Genomic DNA, 9,002 nt, shown 5'->3' with positions numbered 1-9,002 from the left:
ATACCAAGTTGCGATAGATAGTATTATTTAGTGGAAGTAAAATCAGTGTGCAGTGATGCCTCGGACTCGGATTGAGATTATTCCTCACCTGGATTATGCAGAGTTAACCCAACGCTACCGTCGTTGTCGAGATGTAAAAGAACGTACACGATGGCTAGTAATTCGCTTATTGAGCCGACCTGGTAATCCCATGAAAGTTGAGCAAGTAGCGTCCATTACAGGCTTAAGTGCTGACTGGGTGCGTAAAATTGCTCGTCGTTACAATGCTACTGGAGCACAGGGGATTGTAGACGCACATAAAAAAAGTCCCGGAGGCAAACACAAAGCTTTAACAAGAGAACAACTTCAAGAACTAGTGGAAAAATTACAGTCACCCCCAAAAGATGGTGGATTGTGGAGCGGTCCAAAAGTTGGAGAATTGATTCAACAGCAGTTTGGCATTCGTATACATCGGGCAACGGCATGGAAGTATCTCAAACATTTAGGTTTTAGTTTACAAGCGCCGAGACCTTTACACGAGCGCAGCGCTACCCCAGAACAAAGGGCGTTTTTTAAAGAGCAACTCAAGTTTTTTGTTCAATTAATGCGTTGGTTATGCCCTCATAAGCATGTAGAAGTCTGGGCACAGGACGAGGCGCGTTTAGGGCTAAAGCCAGTGGTGCGTCGAACCTGGGCGCTCATTGGTCAACGTCCAACTGCTGATCATTATCCGCGTTACAAGTGGTTATATACCTACGGTTTTGTCCATCCTCAAACTGGCAATAGCTGTTTGTTCATTTTGCCCAGGGTAAACACAACTGTGATGCAAATTGCACTTGAGGCATTTGCGGCTCAAGTTAATTCTACTGGTGACAAGCTAATTATTTTACTTGTAGACCAAGCTGGTTGGCATACAACTCGTCATCTCTGTGTCCCACAAGACATCATTATGTACTCTATTCCTCCATACACCCCTCAACTTAATCCAACCGAGTGTCTGTGGCCATTACTTAGAGAACGATTAGCCAATCAAGTATTTGATACCCTCGATTCTTTAGAGACCGTCTTGATTGAACGGTGTCAGTGGTTGATGAACAATCCAAGCACTGTTAAAGGAGAAGTTGGATTTTCCTGGTTGTGTTCAATATAACGAAATGTAACGATACTATCTTCGGCAACTTCGTATTAGATATTCAAAATGGCATCATTCGCTCGGCACGAATTGCCCTTGGTGGCGTGGGAACAAAGCCCTGGCGTGCCTCCGAAGCAGAAAAAATACTTTTGAACAAGCCCGCAAACCAGGCAACATTTCAAGCAGCTGCGGACGCTGCGATCGCCGGAGCTAAACCTCAAAAATACAACGGGTTTAAGGTCGAACTCGCTAAACGCACAATTGTTAAAGCGCTGGCAACGGTGGGAGGAATGGCATGAATACAGGGGATACAAATACAGTTCTCGGCAAACCGCTCAATCGAGTTGATGGACGGCTAAAGGTGACTGGCGGTGCACGCTATTCGGCTGAGTTTCCGGTAGCAAAAATGACTTATGGCGTGACAATTCAAAGCACGATCGCTAAAGGAAAGATAGCCAAAATCGATACAAAGGCGGCGGAACAAGTACCGGGTGTATTAGCAGTAATTACCCACCTGAACGCGCCCAAGGCTTCTGGAGAAAAGGGCGGTGGTCGCAAGCTGCAAGTGCTACAAGATAACGTTGTCCTGTATAGTGGTCAGCATATTGGTATCGTCGTTGCCGATACCTTTGAACGAGCGATGTATGCTGCCTCGCTGGTGCAAGTTCGCTATGACGAAGAGAAACCAACCATCAATATGCGGGAGAACCTCGCTAAAGCATATTTTCCTAAAGGTAAAATCCCTAGAGAAGAGTCGCCCGATTCAGCTCACGGCAATGTCAACCAGGGACTAGCGGCTGCTGCTGTCCGCGTCGAGCAAACCTATACTACACCGATCGAAAATCACAATCCAATGGAGCCTCATGCCACAACAGCAGTTTGGCAGGGCGATCAACTGCTGCTGTATGACGCAACCCAAGGAATCTTTCAGGCTCAACAAAAAGTTGCAGGGGTATTAGGAATTGAGCCAGAGAAAGTCCGCATTATGTCTTACTTTGTCGGCGGTGGCTTCGGTTGCAAAGGATCGGCTTGGTCGCATGTGCCTCTAGCGGCGATGGCAGCACGGCAGGTTAAGCGCCCAGTGAAATTGGTACTGGGTCGGATACAGATGTATGGGCCTGTTGGCTTTCGACCAGAGACAATTCAACAAGTTTCTCTAGGTGCAACCCGCGAGGGCAAATTAACCGCTCTGCGACACAGTGGCATTTCCCAGACTTCAACTTTCGATGAATTTATCGAACCAGTTGGTAAAAGCGCCCGCATGATTTACGCTAGCCCGAATATCGAAACCAGCCACCGTCTGGTGCAGCTCGATGAGGGTACGCCAACTTTTATGCGTGCGCCTGGAGAAGCTTCTGGGTCGTTTGCCCTAGAATCAGCAATGGACGAACTAGCTTATGCGCTGAATATCGATCCGGTAGAGTTGCGATTGCGTAACCATGCTGATGTCGATCCTAGTAAAGGACTGCCTTGGTCGAGCAAGTCACTGATCCAGTGCTATGGATTAGGAGCAGAAAAGTTTGGTTGGCAAAAGCGCAATCCTAAGCCGCGTTCGATGCGAGACGGCAATTATTTGATTGGTTGGGGTATGGCGACAGCAACTTATCCTACCAACCGTTCCCCAGCATCAGCGATCGCCCGAATTATGGCAGACGGTACAGCCGTTGTGCAGAGCGGTTCGCAAGATATTGGCACGGGGACTTATACTATCATGACTCAAGTCGCGGCTGAGGCACTCGGTCTACCAGTTGACAAAGTTCGCTTTGAACTAGGCGATACTAAGATGCCAGAAACTCCTGTTTCCGGTGGTTCACAAACTGCCGCCAGTGTCAGTTCGTCTGTGCATTTAGCCGGAAATCAAGCTCGCAGTCAGCTTTTGCAACTAGCACTTGCCGATCAAAAATCGCCGCTTTATAGTTCAAACGCTGAGGATGTGATTGCCGAAAATGGCAGCTTTTTCTTAAAAAATAAATCGTCTGCAACCGAAACATATCAGGCAATCTTGGCACGGCATGGAATGAAAATGATCGAAGCGCGTGCCGATGCCAAACTGGGAGAGGAAGAAAAGAAGTTCTCAAAGCACGCATTTGGAGCGCAATTTGCCGAAGTGCGCGTTGAACCTGATTTGGGTGAAGTGCGAATATCGCGCTGGGTGGGAACTTTTGGCGTTGGACGCATCCTCAATGCTAAAACAGCCAACAGTCAACTCATTGGTGGGATTATCTATGGTATCGGTATGGCACTGATGGAACATACGGTAACAGACCCCAATCTCGGACGCGTTGTCAACCACGATTTAGCTGAATATCACGTACCAGTGAATGCAGACGTTCCTGATATTCAGGTGTTGTTTGTTGATGAACACGATCCACATATCAACCCGCTTGGTGTCAAAGGAATTGGTGAAATTGGGATTACCGGCACGGCGGCGGCGATCGCTAACGCTGTCTATCATGCCACAGGTAAGCGCGTCCGCGATTTGCCAATTACATTAGACAAGCTGCTGTAGATAGAAAATGCGTAGGCGTAGCCAGCCGTAGGCATCGCTGAAACGATGAAAGCTCAATCATCCGATTGGCGATCGCTACATTATCAGTATGAGCAAGAAGTTCATACGTTTCTTTTGCCAATCAGTAGAAGTCTCAGGGTTGATGACGACTAAAGTAGAATTTGGTACTGTTAGCTCGGAATCACTGTAGTTAGCTCCGTGACCGAGATGAGTAGTCGATCAGCCCGCTCCTACGCTTTCTTGTCGATTGCAGCGGCAATCGTCACTATTGCCCTAAAGTTTGGCGCTTACCTGCTAACCGGTTCAGTAGGTTTGCTTTCAGATGCTATTGAGTCAATTGTAAATCTCGTGGCAGCATTGGTCGCTCTATGGGCATTGACTTATGCTGATAAACCAGCCGATGCGGAACACGCCTTTGGGCATTCTAAAGCCGAATACTTCTCCAGTGGTGCAGAAGGTGCGTTGATTGTAGTGGCAGCCATTAGTATTGCTGTTGAATCCTGGGGACGCTTGTTGCATCCAGAACCTTTAACACAGCTTGGATTTGGGTTGGCACTCTCCCTATTTGCAACCGCAATCAACGGCGTTGTTGCTTTTATCTTGCTACGGGCAGGGCGACGGTTGCGTTCCATTACACTGAGGGCTGATGCTCACCACCTGTTTACCGATGTGGTGACTTCGGGTGGTGTGGTAGTTGGAATCTTCCTCGTCAAGGTAACAGGCGCTCTCGTACTTGATCCAATTGTCGCCCTGATAGTAGCAGCAAATATTACTTGGACAGGATTTCGTTTGCTGCGGGAAACCAGTAGCGCGTTACTGGATGCAGCTTTGCCTAAAAAAGAAATTGACGCAATCAACAGCATCCTTAACGAGTACAAACATCAATACATCCAGTTTCATGCCTTGCGAACCCGCACTGCTGGAACTCGTCGCTTTGTTTCCTTTCATGTTCTTGTACCTGGATCTTGGACGGTGCAACAAGGGCATGATTTGTGCGAGGCAATTGAGCTTGCGATTCTTCGGGTACTACCTTCAACCCACGTTACAACTCACCTGGAACCTGTAGAAGATCCAGTTTCTTGGGAAGATTTGGAGTTGGAGCGTCCCAGCAATCAGCAAATGCAAGATATTACATAAGAGATTAATTGCTGCTGTTGAGCTTTAATAAATTGCGCGATAGCGAAGCGCTGCCGCCTTCGGCAGTTCGCATCTCTGATCAACTGCAACGCCGAAACGATGAAAGCTTAATCACACGATTAGCGATCGCTAATTTTCAATCTCAATCATGTTGATTAACTTGCGATCGCCCGTATACTGCCAAGCCTGTTCTACGACTTTGGGCAGTAGGGCGCGCTCAGGCGATCGCTGCGAGTACAGGAGATGAAGTCAGGGCAGGAAGTCGTTGAGCTGATCCAGCAGGTAATCGGGCTTTTCTTCGGCCATCCAGTGGCCGCATTCGAGTACACTGCCGCCCCGCACGTCTTCGGCTACAACCTGCGCCATCGGCATCATAATATGCCCTGTGACCTTCTCGCCACCCAATGCCAGCACGGGCATAGTCAGCTTGGTGCGGGAGCTGGCCTGGTTTTGCTCAATGTCAGTCTTGAAGGACCGGAACCATTCAAAGCTGGCGCTCATAGCTCCTGGCGCTGAATAAGCCCGCACGTACTCGTCTATTTCCGCTTCGGAGAAGGCCCCCTTGCGATACGCTTGGTTGGTATAGAACCACGTCAGGTATTCGCGCTCCTTGCCGGCCGTAAGTTGCTCGGGCAGATCAGGCGTCTCGTGCAAGCTAAATACCCAAGACCGGGGGTCCGCCCGAAATTGGCTCCACATGGGTTCAATGCCCGCGAGAAAGCCGTCGAGCAGCACCAGCTTGTGTACCTCTGTGGGGTAGGCTGCCGCGTAGGCGTAGGCGACCAGCAACCCAATGTCATGGCCCAAAATCCGGATGCTGTTAAAGCCCAACTGGTGAATCAACTGGTGAATGTCTTCCGCCATAGTGCGGGCATCGTAGCCGGCCGAAGGTGCAGGCTTTGACGAGTCCCCCGCACCACGCAGGTCTACGGCAATGACTGTGAAGCGCTCCGCGAGTGGCGGCATGATGCCGTGCCACTCGTACCAGGTCTGGGGCCAGCCGTGCACCAGTACCAACGGGTCGCCTGTCCCGCCCATGACATAATGAATCGTCACGCCGTTGACCTCGGCCGTGGCCGAGGTGAAACCCGTCGGTAATAGGGCCGCAGTCAAGGAACTGGTCGCCGACGGCGAAGCAGGAGTATGGCTCAAGATTTGGGTATTGTTTGAAGCGCTCTTGACGCGCTCCCAAATATCAGGTCGCCACTGCACCCACTCGATCACTACACCATCGGGATTGCGAGAGAAGATGTTCCAGCCTGTCGGAGCTTCTATGATTGGGACGATGATCTCTGCACCAGCCTTCTCCAAGGCAGCTTGCGTCTGTGCCAAATCGTCCACAATAACTGGTCCTACGGCACCGATAAACGGTTTAATTGAGTCTGCTGGTCCAGCAATGATACAGAAATCGCCGATGGTGATTACCTCCATGTCTCGGAATGGAACGCGAAAGTCAGGCTCTCGTCCAACCAGTTTTTTTAGTACATTCAGTGTGCTATCCAGGTTGTCGGTAAAGATGCGAGAGTAGGTTTTCAGAATCATTGTGTATAGGTCTCCATTCAGACAGCTATCGAGCGTGGAAACGAAGTTTAATATTATGACAACTGGTTGTACAACTTGTTGATTGCTTCGTCATCGAATAGACAAAGATTTAGAAAACAAGTAGACTTTTGACATTTTTACCAGTGTTGCGGTTGTCTAGAACTACAGATTGTTCTGTAAGCCATCTGCTTTCGAGGTAATAGGCGACACTAAGCAGACCGAAAACGATAACATCCGAGCTTCTCAGCAAGGTCATGACGATAATGTGCGCCTTCCAACCGCGTTATGCTTTTTCCTGTTCTTTGTGTTGGTGTTGTGAAGCAAGAGCACCATAGCCGCATCTCCTAAAATTGAAGATGTCTCCATTTGTACTTCTGATGCTACTGGACAAACAATGTTAGACGCACCGAGAATTATGTCAGATCGTCCAGTTTTACAATTTGACTTGAATGGATGCTTTAACAGAAGTTCTCAAGTCTGTGCAGCTTCACAGCATAGTGCATTGTCGCGCTGACCTGTCTGCCCCTTGGGGGGTTGAGATCGACAAGACCGATCAAGCTGCATTTCACGTCATTGTGCAGGGAAGCTGCTGGCTAGAAGTTGAAGACACAAAAGAGCCAATTCCTTTAGTGGGCGGAGATTTTGTTGTGTTATCAAAGGGAACTGCCCACCGCTTGCGAGATGCTTTAGACAGCCCCCTAAACAGTCCCTTAAGCAGGCTCCAAGACCTGGCTGCTGCGCCTCCCTGTCAAGGACAACTGCGGGTACGATACGGTGGTGGTGGCGCTCCCACAACGATTTTGTGTGGCAATGCTCGCTTTGAGAATCACCAGATGAATCCATTGTTGCCAGCGCTAGCGTCACTAATCTTAATTCGGGGCAAGGATGGGAAAGCTGTAGAGTGGTTAGATTTGACCTTAAAAGCGATCGCTTGGGAGACGGCTGATGATCGTCCAGGGTCAGAGATGATGATTGCTTACCTGTCTAACATTCTGTTTATCCAGGCAATTCGAGCCTATGTTACTAGCTTGAAGCAGGACGATACAGGTTGGTTGCGTGCCTTGCGCGATCCACAACTGAGTGCAGTACTGACCTTAATTCACCAATCCCCTGAAAAAAACTGGACGGTAGACTCCCTGGCAAAGCAGGTAAATTTATCGCGATCCACTTTTGCAGCCCGGTTTAAGGAACAGGTTGGGGAAGCACCGCTACAATATCTCACTCAATGGCGTATGTATCGCGCTTCTCGATTATTACGAGCAACTGATCTGCCCTTGGTAGCGATCGCCCAACAGGTAGGCTACCAATCAGAAGCAGCGTTTAGCAAGGCATTCAAACGACAAATTAGACAATCTCCAGGAGAATATCGCAAAAGTCAACACTAATACCAACCCTACCAAAGGCGCGATCGCATCTCTGATCAACTGCAATGCCGAAACGATGAAAGCTGAATCACACGATTGGCGATCGCACTTATTTTTCGGTCTACTGAAGGTGACTTAAGAGGGCGATCGACTACTTTAAAGTTTTTGTGAAGCCAGTAAAGAAGACAATAAAAAGCTTAGTGAATCTACTATGATACTAGTGATTTTTAAAGATGCTGTAGTGAGAGTAAATTAGTAGGAAAGTCATAGATATCTAGTTATCTCTACAAAATCAATCTGGTTTTCTTAAGCGATCGCTCAGTTTTCCAGTTGCCTTGAGTAGGAAATTTTGTGTTGATGAAGCCTATTAAATCCCTACCTTCCATCTGTGCATCTTTAAGTTCAATTGGCTAGCTTTGATGATTGTAGTTCTAATTAGGAGTCCATTCAAAATCGTGAAAACCGAAAAGTTCGCACTCTCGACTATTGTAGCACTAGCTACCTTAGCTATCACTGCAACGGCTGCACAAGCAGTCTCGATCGTTAATCAAGCCTTAGACGTTCTCTCAGCGCCTCCCTCCGGTGAACCACTCTTCACTTTCACCGAGCTAGGAGCTACGTCCCTGCCTTATGCTAGTCCTACTCTGACGACAGGATCGGGGCCTGCACTAACGATTAACAATAATCTGAACAACTTGGATGTCTCTGTTGGTGATATTGTGTATCGTTTGTTAAGCCCTGATGCTCAGTTTGGCACTGTTACTTCAAACCTTTACAAGGTGACGCTATCTGAAAACAACTCCGTTGCAACATTCACAGGCGCGCGCATCAACCCTGGTGAAGTGTTCCGCATTCAGCGCACAGTCAGCGATGGATCGCCTATCGATTTTAGCTCAAGATTATCTACCGCAAATGAAACAAACACGGCTACTGTTCCTGAACCGAACACAATTGCAGGTCTAGCGCTTGCAGGTGTCGCTTGTACCTACATGCGTCGGCGCAAACAGCAAGCCCTAGAGTAAACAGTGAAACGGAGTAAGAATTGTGAATGCATCGGCTTGCATTCTGAATGTATTGACTTGCATTCACAGTTAAATCAGTTTTCACCAAGAGCATTAAAATTTCTAACACTCCAAAGCTGAAGTGTGATTATTGGGAATACAATCACAAAATTATACAGTTTTGTTTGTAGAGACTGCACTAGAAAATTGCGGAGGTTAAAGCAATGGATGAGCGCGATCGGTACTTACGAATCGCTCTGGTTCTTGTTGGAATAGCTTTTTTAGGCGTTGCTGAATAAAGGGATGAATTGATTTATGCAGGTACAGTTTGATACCTC

The 9,002-nt window shown here is 48.1% G+C and carries 9 protein-coding genes; 7 read left to right on the top strand and 2 right to left on the bottom strand.

The window, feature by feature from the left end; translation table 11 throughout:
• Positions 1 to 55: 55 nt before the first annotated feature.
• Genes ACFE90_RS32405 through ACFE90_RS32395 form a run of 3 tightly spaced genes read left to right on the top strand, consistent with a single transcriptional unit; the run spans position 56 to position 3,620 of the window.
• Entirely contained in the window at positions 56 to 1,129 is a 1,074-nt protein-coding gene (locus ACFE90_RS32405) for an IS630 family transposase (RefSeq protein WP_375506419.1), read from the top strand.
• Positions 1,117 to 1,410 carry a hypothetical protein gene (locus ACFE90_RS32400; RefSeq protein WP_375506418.1) on the top strand — a complete coding sequence of 98 codons (294 nt, stop codon included), beginning with the start codon at positions 1,117 to 1,119 and terminating at the stop codon, positions 1,408 to 1,410. Before ACFE90_RS32405 ends, ACFE90_RS32400 begins: the two co-directional genes overlap by 13 nt.
• On the top strand, positions 1,407 to 3,620 hold the full coding sequence (locus ACFE90_RS32395; RefSeq protein ID WP_375506417.1) for a xanthine dehydrogenase family protein molybdopterin-binding subunit: 2,214 nt from the start codon (positions 1,407 to 1,409) through the stop codon (positions 3,618 to 3,620). Before ACFE90_RS32400 ends, ACFE90_RS32395 begins: the two co-directional genes overlap by 4 nt.
• Here ACFE90_RS32395 and ACFE90_RS32390 read toward each other — a convergent pair.
• Positions 3,598 to 3,741: a hypothetical protein gene (locus ACFE90_RS32390; RefSeq protein ID WP_375506416.1), complete on the bottom strand. Its 144-nt coding sequence runs from the start codon at positions 3,739 to 3,741 to the stop codon at positions 3,598 to 3,600. The two genes, ACFE90_RS32395 and ACFE90_RS32390, sit on opposite strands and share 23 nt — an antisense overlap.
• Before the next feature lie 86 nt (positions 3,742 to 3,827).
• Here ACFE90_RS32390 and ACFE90_RS32385 point away from each other — a divergent pair, with 86 nt between their 5' ends.
• Complete coding sequence (locus ACFE90_RS32385; protein WP_375506415.1) at positions 3,828 to 4,757, top strand: cation diffusion facilitator family transporter; 930 nt, start codon at positions 3,828 to 3,830, stop codon at positions 4,755 to 4,757.
• Positions 4,758 to 4,774: 17 nt separating this feature from the next.
• Complete coding sequence (locus tag ACFE90_RS32380; protein ID WP_375506414.1) at positions 4,775 to 4,912, top strand: hypothetical protein; 138 nt, start codon at positions 4,775 to 4,777, stop codon at positions 4,910 to 4,912.
• 94 nt (positions 4,913 to 5,006) lie between these two features.
• Here ACFE90_RS32380 and ACFE90_RS32375 read toward each other — a convergent pair whose 3' ends face one another.
• Positions 5,007 to 6,299 carry an alpha/beta fold hydrolase gene (locus ACFE90_RS32375; RefSeq protein ID WP_375506413.1) on the bottom strand — a complete coding sequence of 431 codons (1,293 nt, stop codon included), beginning with the start codon at positions 6,297 to 6,299 and terminating at the stop codon, positions 5,007 to 5,009.
• Between the two features lie 449 nt (positions 6,300 to 6,748).
• On the opposite strand from ACFE90_RS32375, the gene ACFE90_RS32370 reads away from it, so the two are divergent.
• Both ACFE90_RS32370 and ACFE90_RS32365 read left to right on the top strand, forming a co-directional pair.
• Positions 6,749 to 7,684 (top strand): AraC family transcriptional regulator, encoded by a 936-nt coding sequence (locus tag ACFE90_RS32370; protein ID WP_375506412.1) that lies wholly within the window; start codon positions 6,749 to 6,751, stop codon positions 7,682 to 7,684.
• A 434-nt stretch (positions 7,685 to 8,118) separates the two neighbouring features.
• Complete coding sequence (locus ACFE90_RS32365) at positions 8,119 to 8,685, top strand: PEP-CTERM sorting domain-containing protein (protein WP_375506411.1); 567 nt, start codon at positions 8,119 to 8,121, stop codon at positions 8,683 to 8,685.
• The last annotated feature ends 317 nt before the right edge of the window (positions 8,686 to 9,002 follow it).

This window comes from uncultured Nostoc sp., from assembly GCF_964245445.1.
Lineage (GTDB): Bacteria > Cyanobacteriota > Cyanobacteriia > Cyanobacteriales > Nostocaceae > Nostoc.
This window is presented reverse-complemented; position numbering and strand designations above follow the sequence as displayed.

Bases quoted from the DNA above. Each gene is read 5' to 3' on its own strand.
- ACFE90_RS32405 (WP_375506419.1), top strand. From the start codon at position 56: ATGCCTCGGACTCGGATTGAGATTATTCCTCACCTGGATTATGCAGAG.
- ACFE90_RS32395 (WP_375506417.1), top strand. From the start codon at position 1,407: ATGAATACAGGGGATACAAATACAGTTCTCGGCAAACCGCTCAATCGA.
- ACFE90_RS32385 (WP_375506415.1), top strand. From the start codon at position 3,828: ATGAGTAGTCGATCAGCCCGCTCCTACGCTTTCTTGTCGATTGCAGCG.
- ACFE90_RS32375 (WP_375506413.1), bottom strand. From the start codon at position 6,299: ATGATTCTGAAAACCTACTCTCGCATCTTTACCGACAACCTGGATAGC.
- ACFE90_RS32370 (WP_375506412.1), top strand. From the start codon at position 6,749: ATGGATGCTTTAACAGAAGTTCTCAAGTCTGTGCAGCTTCACAGCATA.